Raw genomic sequence first — 14,261 nt, 5'->3', positions numbered from 1 at the left:
CGCCGGGCCCTGATGCGGTCGCGCGGCCGGTGACCGGGCGTTCGCGACGTGTGGAGGCGGTCCTGTTGCCCGAACGAACGGTTCCCGAGGGCAACAGGTCTGCACCCGTGAGGCCTTCGTGTCACTGCACTGCAGCGAGGACAATCAGGCTGGCAGAATCCCCTCGCGCGAAGGAGTGTGCCGCGTGCGTGCGCACGAGAAGGATGCCGGGCAGGTCGGCCGGAGGGCGCCAGGGCCGTCCCGCGCCGGCCAGCCTGTCGGCCTGAACTCTCACTGGCTGAAGCATCTGCAGCGAGTCGCTTCCGCAGGGGGAGGAGGAGCTTCGGCCGGGCCCGCTCCGGACGAGACCGTCGACCATGCGCAAGTGCAGCGGGCGGCCGTGGACGAAGCCCTGCGATCGCCGTCGCATCCCCTGGAGCCGTCTCTGCGGCAGGAGATGGAAACACGCTACGACGGGGCGGACTTCAGTGCCGTGCAGGTCCACGACGGGACCCTCGCGCGCAAAGCGGCTGCTCTGATCGATGCCAAGGCGTTCGCCGCCGGCGGGCACATCGTCGACGGCGGTTCGATGAGCAAGAAGGACTGGGCGCACGAGCTGGCCCACACGATCGACCCGCAACCGGCTTTGGGTACGGACAACGGTGCCGGACTTGCCATCTCGCACCCCCGTGACCGGGGCGAACGTTTCGCGGAGACCGCGTCCGACCGGGCCATGGCCGAGCCTTCGCCCGCCCAGCGCGGGAACCGGCCGCTGCCCGGCGACCTGCATCGACACGGCCCGGGGGGCAGCGGCCACGAGCAGCACATGAGCGGGCCGGCGTCCGTGCAACGGGTCGCGACCGGGCGGATCCCGGCGCGAGAGCCGCACGTCGCTACGGTGGTGCAGCGGGCCTCCGGGGAGGCGACGGCGACGGAAGAGCGTCCCGGGGAACAGGAGACCGTCGAGTCGGCACGGGGCGAGAGCCTCCAACTGCGCGACCACGAAAACACCGAGCTCTACTCGGGTGACCACGATCGGCTCGTGGGATACGTGCGCCACTTGGCGGCCACGGACCGGTCGGACATCTACCGACTGCTGCTCAACCGCCTGAGCGGCCGGGGCTTCGCCGCTGAGGCCGACCTCGTTCAGCAGGTGTGGGGCGGGGCCGACAGGCCGCGATCGGCGCGCCGCGTCCCCGTGCCGCGGAACCTGCACTTCATCTGGCTGGGCGGCAAGCCCGGCGATGCCGTCGTGGCCAACCTGAACGCGTGGAAGGAAAACGCCGAGGACAGCGATTGGACGCTGACCCTGTGGACCGATGCGAGCAGTTCGAGGGCAAAGGCTCTCGAGAAGATCTTCGGCAACCGTCTGAAGATCCGCGCCGACAGCGACAAGCTGGTGAAGGAGAACGCGGGCGAGGAAAATTACCAGATCTACAAGGAGGCCAAGAAGAAGGGCGCCCACAATCTTGCCTCCGACATCTTGCGCTACACCGTGATGAAGAAATATGGCGGGGTGTACATGGACGTCGACGTCGCACCGGGCACCGTACAGCTCAGGTCGGCGCCCGAGGTGCTGATGCACAGCGAGGAAGTTCCCCTGCTCGCCCCGCGGCTGAGGAACAAGAAGAGCGTGAACACCGCGTTGGGCCGTGCGGACACGGATCAGGATCCGACCGCCGAGGACCTCAGCGAGGCGGCCACCGCGCGCTACGGCGCGGGAGTTCTGGGCAACAACTTCATCCTGGCGCCCGAGTCGGAGTTCATGGAGGAAATCCTCAGGAACCTGCCGCAGCATTTCACCAATCTGAAGGAGAAGTACGGCTCCAAGACCGTCGAAGGGGATCTCGCGGGCCTGGCCTCCGACATCTCGGGTCCCGCCTACATGGAGAAGTTCCTGAGGCAGTACACCGGCCGGCATCAGGGTGTCATGGAACAGGAGCACAGCACCCCCGAGGCACCCGACACGGCCCTCCAAGCGGAGGAGTTCCAGCACCTGTTCCCGCCGGAGGCCCTCGAGTTCTGGAAGGCGCTGGGCTGGGTCACCCCCGAGAGTGAGAACCAACTCGACGGCGGTCCCGGCATGAGCAGGACGCAGTCGCTCCTGCGAGCCTTGCGAGGCAAGAAGTGAGACGCCGTCGCCGTCCCCGCGAGAAGGAGCCCCACGGGCGGGGGTGAGCGGGCGCGTCCCGGCAGGCCGTCCTGCGACACCCGGTCGCCCTCAGGACGGTTCCCGGCCACCGGCGGCCGGGGGGCGGGTACGGGACAAGGTGGCGGGCAGTTCCGACCTTCGGCGTATGCCCAGTTTCCGGTAGGTGCTCGTCAGATGAGTCTCCACGGTGCGGCGGGCCAGGTGCAGGAGGTCCGCGATCTCGGTGTTCGTCCGCCCCGCCGCGGCCAGTTCGGCGATGCGGCGCTCGCTGCCGGTCAGGGCCCCCGAGCCGGTCCGCGCCGCGGCAGGGACCCGCACGCCGCCCTCCCGGAGGGCCTGTTCGGCCAGGGTGAGCAGCCGCAGGCCGCCCTTGCGTTCGGCCAGGTCTGCCGCCTCGCGCAGCCGGTCCCGGGCCTGTCCGCGTTCGCCGGCGGCGAGGAACTGGCGGCCCTGGGCGATCAGGGCCTCCACCAGTTCCATGCCGGCGTCGGCGGGAGCGTCCCTGAGGACCTCGACCGCCTCCTCGGCGAGGTGCAGTCCGCGGCGGCCGCCGGTCACCGTACCGAGGACGCGCAGAGCGCGCCCCACGGTGCGCGGAGTGTTCCACACCCGGGCCAGCCGCAGCTCCTCGGTGGCCAGGGCCAAGGCCTCCTGACCACCACCGAGCGCAAGGCGGCACTGGGCGACCGCCGTCCGCCACGGCGTGACGACCGGGCTGAGTACCTCGCGGGCGGTCTGGCGGCGGCCGCACTCCAGGAAGTCGTGGAGCGCGCCCGCCGGATCGCCGGCGGCCAGGCGTTGCACTCCCCTCGCGTAGAGGAACCGGTTCAGCTCCCATGATTCCGGGGCCCGGCTCAGGTCGAAGGCGTCGGCGAGCCGTGCGGCCTCCACGAAGCGCCCCGTGTGGACGAGTGCCATCAGCACGTGGGCGTCCCGGTTGGAGGGACCGCCGTGGGCGCGTGCGCCGACGGCCGCGCCGTCGTCGCGCACGGCGATCAGCCGGGCGACGTCACCGCGTGCCGCGGCGATGTCGGCGCGGGTGTTGAGCAGCGCGTGCTCCATGGGGTGGAGCAGGGCCGGGTGCTGGCCGACCAGACCGCGGTCCACGAGCCGCTCGGCCTCGTCGAGTTCGTCGGCCCACTCGGCGACCGCCGCCGCGGTGCCCAGCAGGAACGGCTCGGCCAGCGGGTCGGAGGGCTGTGCGAGCAGGGCCCGTACGCGGGTCATGGCTTCGCCGGCCGAGATCAGTCCGGCCGTCGCCTCGTAGCGGACCAGCAGGGCACGGCTGGCGGTGCCGACGAGTTCCGGCGCGTGTACGCCGCTCTCACAGAGCCTGCGGTAGGTCTCCTGACGAGTCGCGAGGTCGGAGTCGGCCAGGAGCGCGGTGGCGGTCTGCACGGTCCGGGTGAGTCCCGGATGTCCGTCCAGGCTGTTCTCCGTCCGCCGCAGTACCTCCAGAGCCGTGGTGACCTCGCCGCGGCCGACCAGGGCCGTGCCCAGGGCAACGGCCGCGCGCACCCGGTCACGGGGAGCGGCCGGCAGGTGCTGTGCCTCCGCAAGACGTGCGATGGCCACCGCGCCGTCGGCCGAGGCGTACTCCAGCGAACCCAGCTCGGTCAGCAGTTGCTGGCGCCGGTCGTCGGAGAGCGGTTCGTCCAGGGCACGGCGCAGATAGCCTGCGGCGTCGCCGGGGCGGGCGTCGTGCACCGCGGCCGTCGCCGCGTCGCGCAGCACGCGCAGTGCCCAGGGCAGTCCGACGCCCCGCGTGCGCAGCAGATGGGCGGCAACCGCCTCTGCCCGTTCGCCGCGTCGCAGCATCGTCTCTGCCGCCACCCGGTGCGCCGCCTCGCGTCGTGACGCCGGCCAGCCGGTCAGTACGGCGTCCCGCAGCAGCCGGTGGGCGAAGCGGGGCAGGCCGGCCGGGTCCGGGCGCAGGAGTCCGATGCGGGTCATCGCGGTGAGCCAGCCGGCGGCCCGTGCGGGATCCGCCCCGGCCGCTTCGGCGAGTACGCCGGCCACGTCCGTGCCCACCCGGACGCCAGCGCCGCGTCCGGTGCGGCTTCCTGGCGCTTCCCGCGTCCCGCCCGCCTCGGGTGTCTGCCGGGGCCAGGCCTCCTCCAGTGCTGCCAGGCAGCGGGCCACCTCGGCCGTCGCCGCGCCCGCGCTGTTCAGCCACCACGAAACCGCTGCCGGATAGCTCCCGGGATACAGCGCGGCGCAGGTGTCCGGCACGGGCGGGACCGCCGCCGTCGCTGCGGGCCCGGGCGCCCGCGCGCCCCCGAGGTCGTCGAGCAGCGCGTGGAGCAGCATCGGGCTGCCGGCGCCCGCCCGTACGCACTCGGCCGTCCAGTGGGGTCCGGCCGCCGGGAAGGCGGCCCGGACGAGCTCCGTGGCGGCCTCGTCGCCGAGCGGCTCGATCGTGTGGGTTCGGACGAGGGACGCGGGCAGGGACTGCGCGAGGCCGGCGGGCCGGGCCTCGATGTCGTACTGGCTGCGTTCGCTCACCACGATCAGGACCGGTAATCGGTCGATGCGGCGAGCCACTTCCCGCAGCCAGCGGCGTGACGCGGCATCGGCGAGATGGACGTCGTCGACCGCGAGCAGGAGCGGGCCCTCGGCCGCGCAGGCACGCAGCAGCTGCCACTGCCGGGCCGCGCTCCCCCGGTCGTCGCCGTCGGGTGCGTCGTCGGCGAAGTCCCGTACCGAGTCGCAGAGTTGCAGCACCGCGGAGAACGGCGCCCCGGTGTCCTCCGGCGAGCAGCGGGCCCACAGTACCCGCAGGCCCAGATCCTCGGCGTCCCGGACGGCGGTCTCCAGCATGGAGGTGCGGCCGGTGCCGGAGGCTCCCTGGAGCAGTACCAGGCGGCCTGAACCGGAGCGGGACCGCTCCGCCTCTGCCGCGAGCAGCGCCCGGGTCGCTTCGCGTTCGAGCAGCGGTCCGGTCATCAGTGGCTCCTCTGGTGGAAGGTGTGCTTTCACGCCGGGTGAGATGGCGGAATCCGCGTCGGCGTGGTCTGAAGTGGCGTACCTCACTGCGGTCCCCCCGGAGCTGCCCCGGTGCTGTCGGGATCCGCTGTGAACTGCGGTGGCGTGCGTGGGGGCGGCCGATCTCGTGGTGGTCTCCGGCACGGCCTCGTGGTACGGCTCGTGGTCCTCCACGATTGCGGTCCCTGCGGCGGCCGCAGAAGGGTTGAAGCTCATCCGCCACCGCCCCGCACTCCGCGGCGGGCCGTTGAACAGGGGAATCGGTTGCTCAGCTCACCCCGCACCACGACCACGTCCTCTCCCGGCACGTCCTCTCCCACCACGGGCCGGAACATCACGGTCCGGACCGCCGGCCCCGTGGACCGGCGCGTCCCCGTGACGGTGTCCGCCACCGACCCCATCAGCCGTGAGGGCGCGGCCGGCCAGTTGCGCAGACACCCGGAGGTCGAGCTGCGCGAGGAGTCCGGCCCGGGCACGGTGGCCGTGCTCGTCGTGGACGCGCTCGACGAGGCGGCTCTGGTCCGGCTGCGCCGGATCGTGCGCAGCGAGGGGGCTCGTGCCGTGCTCGTGGTGGGCGCGATCCGGGAGAGCGAGCTGCTGGACGTGGTGGAGTGCGGTGTCGGCGCGATCGTCTGGCGTCACGAGGCCACTGCCGAGCGGCTGGTGCAAGCGGTACTGGCCGCGTCCCGCGGTGAAGGCGACCTGCCCGCCGATCTGCTCGGCCGGCTCATCCAGCAGGTGGCCACGCTGCACCGGGGCACGGCGGGCCGGACCGACATGCCGGCCTTCGGGTTGACGTCGCGTGAGGTGGACGTACTGCGCCTGGTCTCCGAGGGCTTCGACACCGGTGAGATCGCGGGCAAGCTCGCCTACTCCGAACGGACCGTCAAGAACGTCATGCACGGCCTCACCACGCGGCTTCAGCTGCGCAATCGGGCGCACGCCGTGGCTTTTGCCCTTCGGGAAGGCTACATCTGACCGTCCGGGCAACCGAAGGCGGCGGGGCGTGTCCGCGGGGGCAGGGAGGACTGCCCGGCGGTCGGCCCCGGTGGCTCTGCGGCCCGCAGGGCCTCCCGGGTGACGATCGGCGGTGGACGGCGGGCCGGGCGGGAACGGCCGTGCGGGCAGGGCGGGAGCGCAGGTGTGATCCACGAGGTGGACGAGGTACTCAAGGGCCTGCTCGGCGGTGGGGCGTTGACGGGGTCGGGCATCGAGGTGTCCTTCGAGGCACCGACCCGCGACTGGGCGGCCCGGCGCAACGCCCCCGTGGTCAACACCTATCTGTACGACATCCGCGAGGACGTGGCCCGGCGCCAGCGCGGCCACGTGGCGGTACGGGACGAGCGCGACGTGGTCGTGCGGCGGAGTCAGCCACCGCGCTGGTTCCGGCTGTCGTACCTGGTGACCGCGTGGACGAAGACACCGCAGGACGAGCACCGGCTGCTGTCCGCCGTGCTCGCGACGCTACTGCCCCGCGAGGTGCTGCCGCCGGACGAACTGCCCGGTTCCCTGCGGGCGCTGAATCTGTCCGTACCGCTGACGGTGGCGGGCATCCAGACGGAATCGCGGTCGCTCGCCGAGATCTGGTCCGCGCTCGGCGGTGAGCTGAAGCCGTCCCTCGACCTGGTGGTGACCGCGCCCTTCCCGGCCTTCCCGGAGTACGACGCGGGGCCTCCCGTCACCGAGGGCGCGATGGTCCGGGTGAGTGGTGTGGACGGCGACCCGGCGGTGTCCGAGGGCCGTTCGCACCGTCCGCACCAGGTGGCGGCCGCCCGAGCGGCTCGGGCCGCCCGCAAGGACGCGGCCTCCGACGAGAAGGCGGCTTCCGACGAGAACGCGGCTTCCCGCCAGGGGGTCGCCCGCCGCCCGGACGCGCCGTGAGCGCCCGGTACGTCGTCTCGGCGCCGGATCCGGAGACCGCGGGCACCGGGGCGCCGCAGGATGCCGTCGACGACCCCGCCCGAGCCCTGCTCGTCCGTCTCGGCGGGCTGCGCGCGCGGGTGTCCGAACTCGTCGAACGGCGGGCCGCCGGAGATCCCACGGCCGACGATCCCCTGCGTGGCCTGTACCTGTCCGACGGCGCGGTGCGCCACCTCCTGCGCGCCTGGCCGGCGGTGACGGACGACGCAGCGGGTTCCGATACCGCCGCCGCCATCGGAACCACCGGGGCCGGCACCGGAACCGACGGCGCGACCGGCCGTGCCGACCGGCTGGCCCGGCTGGCCGCGCGGGCGGGCCTCACCGAACTCGACGTCGCCGTCGTGCTCACCGCGCTCGCACCCGACGTCGACCGAACTTTCGAACCGCTGTACGGCTACCTCAACGACGACGTGAGCAGGCGCCGGGCCACCGTCGGCCTCGCCCTCGACCTGTGCGGGGTGCCCGCGCACTCCGCCCCGGCCCGGGCCCGGCTGCACGCCGGCGCACCCCTCGCGGCTCTCGGTCTGCTGGAGGTCGAGGATCCCGAACGCCCCTTTCTGACGCGTTCACTGCGCGTGCCCGACCGACTCATCGGGCATCTCCTCGGCGACGACACGCCGGACACCGCACTGCTCGGCCTCCTGCGCCCGATGCCGGAGCCGCTGCCCCCCGACCCGGCCGCCGAGCCGTTCGCCCACAGGCTCGCGACCCTTCTGGAGTCCGGTACCGCCACCGTCTACCTGCGGGAACACCGTGAGGGCGACGGCCTGGCCGCGTACGCCACCGCCCTGCGCGCCGCGGGCCTGGACGCGCTGTGCTGCGCCGTGCCGGGTGAGCGCGTGGCCGAGTTGCTGCGCGAGGCGCGCCTCAGCGGCCGGGCAGTCGTCGTCCCCGCGCTGCCCGAGCGGCCCGGCCCGCTGGTGCGGGCGCTTGCCGCGGCGCCGGACGTGACCGTGCTGCTGGCCGATCCCCGTCCCTACGACCCCCACTGGTGCCCCGAGGACCCCCTGGTCCTGGAGGCGCCGGCCCGCCGGGACGGTGGGACGGCCGCCTGGCTGGCCGCGCTGGGCGCGGACGGCGCCGGCTTCGACCTGGCCGCGACGGTGGCCCCGTACCGCCTCGGCGGGGACCGCGTGCGGCGGGCCGCGCAGGCCGCACGCGAACTGGCCGCTTTCGACGGGGGTCCGGTCACCGCCGCCCACGTGCGGCGCGCCGCGCGCCGCCAGTCCGTCTCGGGGCTGGAGAGCCGTACCCGCCGCATCCGGCCTGCCGTGGACTGGGGGGACCTGGTGCTGCCCGAAGGGCCCCTCGGGCAGCTGCGCGAGCTTGCCCTGCGGGCCCGCCACCGCGACCGCGTGCTGGGCGACTGGCGGCTCAGCGCGGGCGGCGGGCGCGGCCGGGGCGTCCTCGGCCTGTTCGCCGGGGAGTCGGGCACCGGCAAGACGCTGTCGGCGGAGGTCGTCGCGGCCGACCTCGGGCTCGACCTGTACGTGGTCCAGCTGTCCTCGGTCGTGGACAAGTACGTGGGTGAGACGGAGAAGAACCTGGAGGGGATCTTCACGGAGGCGGACCGCACCGACGCGGTGCTGCTCTTCGACGAGGCCGACGCCGTCTTCGGCAAACGCTCCGAAGTCAGGGGCGCGCACGACCGCTACGCCAATCTGGAGAGCGCCTACCTGCTCCAGCGGCTGGAGTCGTTCAGCGGCATCGCGCTGCTGACCACGAACCTGCGCGCGAACATCGACGAGGCGTTCACACGGCGGCTGGACCTGGTGGTCGACTTCCCGTTCCCGGACGCCGGGCAGCGCCTCGCGCTGTGGCGGCACGGGCTGGCGCACGTGCCGTCCGCCGACGGCATCGACGCGGCCCCACTGGCCCGGGACTTCGAGCTGGCGGGCGGGTCCATCCGCAGTGCGGTGGTCACCGCCGCCTATCGCGCCGCCGGGCGCGGCGGCGAGGTGACGTCGGACGACCTCCTGGAGGGCGCCCGACGGGAGTACCGCAAGGCGGGGCGGCTGGTACCGGGCGAGGGCGGCTGGTGACCCGGTCACCCGGCCCGGTGAGCGGGCCGGGCGCCGCGGGCGTCAGTCGGTCTTGGGGTGGACGATCTTCCACTCCTGGTTGCCGGTGTTGGTGCAGTCGGAGATGTTCAGCCGGTCCCCGACGTTGGCCCCGCCGTTCACGTTGAGGCACCTGCTGTTGCTGGCGTAGTTGCGGATCCAGTAGTCGCCGCTGTCCTGCTTGTCGATCCACCACAGCTGGTTGTCCGCGGTGGTTCCGTCGCAGTGGAACTCGCCGATGCCCGTGCCCACGGGCCGGGCGCCGTACTCGCCGAGGTCCATGCAGAACTGGTCCTTGACGTTGCGGATCTGGAAGAGCGGCTTGCCGCCGGGGCCGAGCTTGGGGTACTTCACCTCCAGGTTCCAGAGCTGGTTGTCCGCGTCGGTGCCGTCGCAGTCGCTCTGCTGGACCGCCATGTTGATCTGGCCCTTGTCGCGGCCCGGCAGTTCGGCGCACCGCCGGGTGGCGGCATTGCGCAGCAGCACCTTCTCGGCCGGCACCACGGGCGGCGGCCCGGCGGGCTTCTGGGACTGCCCTCCCCCGCCGCCCTCCTCCTTGGGCTTCTCGGACTTCGCCGGTGCGGGTTCGGCGCTGTCGGCGCTGGGCGACGGCGACGGCGGGGGCGGTGGGGAGAGGGACGGGGTGGCCGGGAGGACGGCGCCCGCCTGTTCGGTCGCCTCGGTGGCCTGGCTGCGGACCTGCGGCTTGTATGCGATCCAGATCATCACGGAGGCGATGGCCATGGCCAGGAAGAGCCCGAAGAACGTGGCCAGCCAGCGGGGGAGGAAGCCGCGCTGGACGTACGTCCCCTCGACCTCCAACGGCTCGATGCCGGAGCGGCGCACGGCGAGCGTGTAGGGCCGCTCCTCCTTCGAGCCGAACCAGATGATCTGCCGGGACCGCAGGGTCGTGTCGACGAACGCCGCTCGCCCCGGCTCGATCTGGACGTTCCCGGGGCGGATCTCGTACGTGAGCTGGTCTCCGTTGTCGCTGCCCGTGACCGATGCCGTCACCTTGGTGTTGCCGAGGTTGTCGACCGCGAGTTTCGGACGCCCGCGGAAGCGGCCCTTGACGGTCGGTGGTACGAGTTCCGCGCGCACCTCGGTGAACGGGGTGATCGTCAGGTTCCCCTCCGGCACGGTCACGGCGTCGGGGTGCTCGGTCGGCGTGATCCGGACGGCGTACGGGTTGGGCCCCGCCGCGGCATCGGGGGTCCGTGGGGGCGCGAACGTCAGCTCGACCGTCCCGGTGGTGCCCGGGTACAACCGCAAGGTCGCCGGTTCCACCGTCGTCCAGGGCGCCACGTCGCCGACAGGCTCGAAATGGTATTCGTCCACCACGTCGCCGGTGTTGCGCAGGCGCAGGCGCACGCGCGCAATGCTGCCGGGGTCGACGGTGACGGAGGCGGGTTCCAGGGAAGTCCAGAGGCTCACCTCCGGCACGCTAACCGCGCCGCCGCCGGTGGTCAGGAGTCGCGGGGGCAGACCTGGGGGCAATCGGGCCGGCCCGCGCGGCCCGGCCCGTCGCCGGGTGAGCCGGGGCCTGCCCCTGCGGGCAGCTGCGGGGGCAGCGGCGGTGCCCCCGGTCGGGTACCGGGGGACGTTCCGGCGGGCGCGACGCGGGCGCCACAGTGGGGATGTCCTGTCTCGTACCGGAGGAGAGCAGAGCATGCCGTCCTATCTGTCGCCCGGCGTCTACGTCGAGGAGGTGGCCAGCGGTTCGCGCCCCATCGAAGGAGTCGGCACGTCCGTGGCCGCCTTCGTCGGCCTGGCGTCGACCGGCCCTCTGAACGAGCCGACGCTGGTGACCAACTGGACCCAGTACGTCGCGGCCTTCGGCGACTTCACCGACGGCCACTACCTCGCCCACTCCGTCTACGGGTTCTTCAACAACGGCGGTTCGGCGGCGTATGTCGTGCGCGTCGGCGGCTCCGCCGAGGACGCCTCCGGCCGGGGGCGAACCTCCGCGCCCACTGCGGTCACCGGTGCTGCCGCCCCGTCCGCGCTGCCCGCCCCCGAGCCCCGCCGGCTCGGTGCCTTCACCGTGGCCGTCACCGCGGAGGGCCGCGGCGGCGCGTTGTCCGTCGAGGTCGCCGACGCCGAGGGCGACGGGCCCGCCGAACGCTTCAAGCTGATCGTCAAGGACGGCGACGAGCCGGTGGAGACCTTCGACGTGACCGCGAAGAAGGGCAGCCGCGCCTACGTGGTCACGCAGGTCAAGGAGCGTTCCAAGCTCATCGCCGTGACCGAGGCCGCGCCGGGCGCGCAGCCGGCCCGCCCGGAGAACCAGACCGTGGTACTGCCGGTGCCGCCGCCCGCGTCCTCGACGCCCGGCGACCCGGCCGCCCGTACCGAGGAGTCTCACCCCGGCCCGGCGCAGTACCTGGGCGATTCCGCCGACCGCACGGGCTTCGGCGGCCTGGAGGCCGTCGACGAGATCTCCATGGTCGCCGTGCCCGACCTGATGGCCGCGTACCAGCGTGGCGCGATCGACCTGGACGCCGTGAAGGCGGTCCAGCTCGGGCTGATCGCCCACTGCGAGCTGATGGGCGACCGGGTCGCGATCATCGACCCACCGCCCGGCCTGAACGCCCGCGACATCCGGGTCTGGCGCCAGGAGACGGCGAACTACGACTCCAAGTACGCCGCGTTGTACTACCCCTGGATCAAGTCCTTCGACCCGGCGACCGGGCAGTCGCGCCTGGTTCCGCCGAGCGGGCACGTCGCCGGCGTCTGGGCCCGCAACGACTCCGAGCGCGGTGTGCACAAGGCCCCGGCCAACGAGGTCGTCCGCGGCGCCGTCGACCTCGAACTCCAGATCACCCGCGGCGAGCAGGACCTGCTCAACCCGATCGGCGTGAACTGCATCCGGGCCTTCCCCGGCCGCGGCATCCGCATCTGGGGCGCCCGCACCCTCTCCTCCGACCCCGCCTGGCGCTACCTGAACATCCGCCGGTACTTCAACTACCTGGAGGAGTCGATCCTGATCGGCACCCAGTGGGTGGTGTTCGAGCCGAACGACCACAACCTCTGGGCGCGCATCCGCCGCAACGTCTCCGCGTTCCTGGTCAACGAGTGGCGGGGCGGCGCCCTGTTCGGGCAGAGCCCCGAGCAGGCGTACTACGTCAAGTGTGACGAGGAGACGAACCCGCCGGAGTCGGTCGATCTCGGCCGGGTCATCTGCGAGATCGGCATCGCGCCGGTCAAGCCCGCCGAGTTCGTGATCTTCCGGCTGGCCCAGTTCTCCAGCGGCAACGGCGAGCTGGAGGAGTAATCGGGCCCGGGGCCCGCCTCCGCCCCCGGCCTCCCCCTGCCCCCTCCTCCCTTTCAGAAGGACAGCGAACACATGAGTCTCCAGCCGGGTGACGCCCTCACGTCACACAACTTCGGCCTCCAGATCGACGGGGTGATGGTCGAGTACCTCGCCGAGGTCAGCGGTCTCACCCTCGAACAGGACGTGATCACCTACCAGCAGAACAGCTCGCAGGGCCGGGCAGAGGTGGCGCTGCTGCCGGGCGTGAAGAAGAACGGACAGTGCACGGTCGTGCGGGGCATGACCCAGTCGACGTCGTTCACCCAGTGGATCAACGACTCGATCCGCGGCCAGATGAGCACCGCCCGCAAGAACGCCTCCATCATCATGATGGACTACCAGGACAACCCGGTGAAGCGCTACAACCTGCGCAACGCCTGGTGCAGCAAGATCGAGACGAGCACGGTGAAGGCCGGCGAGGCGGCGGCGCTGACCGAGTCCGTCACCATCGTGTTCGAAGAACTGGTCATCGAATAATGCGTCGTTCGGCTGCCAGGGCTCCGGGTTCCGCGGTTCCCCGGACCGCGGCGGCGGGGGCGGACCTCCCCCTCCCGGCCCCCGCCGCCGGGGCGGACCACGCACCCGCCGGCCTTCCGGCCGACCCGGCGCCGCGCCAGTCGCTGCGCACCGAGTTCCCCTTCGAGCTGCCGCGCGGATACGTCGACGACGCGGGCACCGTGCACCGTGACGGTGTCATGCGGCTGTCCACGGCGCGCGACGAGCTGGTCCCGCTGCGGGACGTGCGCGTGCAGGAGAACCCGGCGTACCTCTCGGTGGTGCTGCTCGGCCGGGTCATCACCCGGCTGGGCGCGCTCCCGATGGTGCACGACGGGATCGTGGAGAACATGTTCGCGTCCGACCTGGCGTTCCTCCAGGACTTCTACCGCCAGATCAACGCAGAGGGCCACACCCGCGCGGCCGTGCAGTGCCCGCACTGCTCCGAGCCCTTCGAGGTGGAACTCGGCGGGAGCCGCCTGGGGGAATCGTGACGTACGCGACCGACCGGCTGCACGAGGAGATCGCGTACGTCGCCTACCACTTCCACTGGGGCCCGGACACGATCCTGGACCTGGAGCACCAGGACCGGCGTCGGTACACCGAGCAGATCGCGTCCCTCGTGACGCGCGGCGCGACGGAGGGCTGAGCAGGTGGCATTCCTGGACCGGCTGCGGGGGCGGCGCGGTGACGCCGTCGCTGCCGCGTCCCACGGCTCCCCGGCACCCGTGGCACCCGCGCCCCCGGTGGCCGTCGCCGCATGGGCCGGCCTTCCGCCGCTGCGGCGTACGGCGGGCACCGGCCCGGCAGGCGTCGCGGACAACGGGTTCGGCGGGCGACTGACGACCTGGCAGGACCCGTCGTTCACGCGGGCGTCCTCCCCCGCGGTCCTGAACCCGGCAGCGGGGCTCGGCCTGTTGTCGGGCACGCCTACCGGGTCCGCCCGTCGGGTCTCGGGGCTCGAACGGCCCGCTCCGGACCTGCCGTCGGGCCGTTCGTCCGGCATGCCGGTGGCACCGCTCCGGGCGATCCGGACCGGCATGCAGTCCCCCGCGGCGACCGGGATGCCCTCGATACGCGCGGGAGCCCGGCCTGCCGCGTCCGTACCTGCGGTACCCGTGACCCGGGCGCCTGCGGTGCCTCCCGTGCAGCGCGCGCGTGCCGACCGGCCCTCGCGGACGGGTACTCAGCCACCCCTGTCGGCACCGGACTCGACGTCGGCACCGGCGGGCACGGCGCGTCGCGGTGTCCAGGTGAAGCCCGTGCCACCTGCTTCTTCGGTTCGGGCGCGGCAGCCCCTGACAAAGGCTCCGGCTGCGCCCACGACCGGCCCGCGGGTCCTGCCGGCGGCGCACCG

10 protein-coding genes are annotated in these 14,261 nt (G+C 72.8%); 8 read left to right on the top strand and 2 right to left on the bottom strand.

Translation table 11 applies throughout. From position 1 onward, the window contains the following. Nucleotides 1–184 precede the first annotated feature (184 nt). The gene (locus tag ACXNSR_RS34680; RefSeq protein ID WP_458639285.1) at nt 185–2,110 is read left to right on the top strand and encodes a TcdA/TcdB catalytic glycosyltransferase domain-containing protein; all 1,926 of its coding nucleotides are present in this window, start codon (nt 185–187) and stop codon (nt 2,108–2,110) included. Between the two features lie 90 nt (nt 2,111–2,200). On the opposite strand, the gene ACXNSR_RS34675 is transcribed toward ACXNSR_RS34680, so the two are convergent. Beyond that, nucleotides 2,201–5,077 carry an AAA family ATPase gene (locus ACXNSR_RS34675; RefSeq protein ID WP_458639284.1) on the bottom strand — a complete coding sequence of 959 codons (2,877 nt, stop codon included), beginning with the start codon at nt 5,075–5,077 and terminating at the stop codon, nt 2,201–2,203. 303 nt (nt 5,078–5,380) lie between these two features. Here ACXNSR_RS34675 and ACXNSR_RS34670 point away from each other — a divergent pair, with 303 nt between their 5' ends. The 3 genes from ACXNSR_RS34670 to ACXNSR_RS34660 all read left to right on the top strand — a co-directional run bounded on the left by ACXNSR_RS34670 (nt 5,381) and on the right by ACXNSR_RS34660 (nt 9,078). Next, nucleotides 5,381–6,094, top strand: coding sequence for a helix-turn-helix transcriptional regulator (locus ACXNSR_RS34670; RefSeq protein ID WP_458639283.1), 714 nt, complete (start codon nt 5,381–5,383; stop codon nt 6,092–6,094). Between the two features lie 165 nt (nt 6,095–6,259). Then, on the top strand, nt 6,260–6,997 hold the full coding sequence (locus ACXNSR_RS34665) for a DUF4255 domain-containing protein (RefSeq protein WP_458639282.1): 738 nt from the start codon (nt 6,260–6,262) through the stop codon (nt 6,995–6,997). 86 nt (nt 6,998–7,083) lie between these two features. After that, complete coding sequence (locus ACXNSR_RS34660) at nt 7,084–9,078, top strand: ATP-binding protein (protein WP_458643471.1); 1,995 nt, start codon at nt 7,084–7,086, stop codon at nt 9,076–9,078. A gap of 42 nt (nt 9,079–9,120) precedes the next feature. Here the strand turns inward: ACXNSR_RS34660 and ACXNSR_RS34655 are convergent, their stop codons facing one another. After that, nucleotides 9,121–10,530: an RICIN domain-containing protein gene (locus ACXNSR_RS34655; protein WP_458639281.1), complete on the bottom strand. Its 1,410-nt coding sequence runs from the start codon at nt 10,528–10,530 to the stop codon at nt 9,121–9,123. 235 nt (nt 10,531–10,765) lie between these two features. On the opposite strand from ACXNSR_RS34655, the gene ACXNSR_RS34650 reads away from it, so the two are divergent. The 4 genes from ACXNSR_RS34650 (at nt 10,766) to ACXNSR_RS34635 (ending at nt 13,553) form a co-directional block, all read left to right on the top strand. Continuing rightward, nucleotides 10,766–12,370, top strand: a complete 1,605-nt coding sequence (locus tag ACXNSR_RS34650; protein ID WP_458639280.1) for a phage tail sheath family protein — start codon at nt 10,766–10,768, stop codon at nt 12,368–12,370. Nucleotides 12,371–12,442: 72 nt separating this feature from the next. After that, nucleotides 12,443–12,886, top strand: a complete 444-nt coding sequence (locus tag ACXNSR_RS34645; RefSeq protein ID WP_030862950.1) for a phage tail protein — start codon at nt 12,443–12,445, stop codon at nt 12,884–12,886. After that, on the top strand, nt 12,886–13,398 hold the full coding sequence (locus ACXNSR_RS34640) for a hypothetical protein (RefSeq protein ID WP_458639279.1): 513 nt from the start codon (nt 12,886–12,888) through the stop codon (nt 13,396–13,398). The genes ACXNSR_RS34645 and ACXNSR_RS34640 overlap by 1 nt, the downstream gene beginning before the upstream one ends. After that, a complete protein-coding gene (locus ACXNSR_RS34635) occupies nt 13,395–13,553 on the top strand; it encodes a DUF6760 family protein (protein WP_384936679.1) in 159 nt (52 codons plus the stop codon). The genes ACXNSR_RS34640 and ACXNSR_RS34635 overlap by 4 nt, the downstream gene beginning before the upstream one ends. The last annotated feature ends 708 nt before the right edge of the window (nt 13,554–14,261 follow it).

It is taken from the genome of Streptomyces sp. NC-S4 (assembly GCF_054353315.1).
Note: the sequence above shows the minus strand (reverse complement) of the source record. Positions and strands in the feature narration are given on the sequence as shown.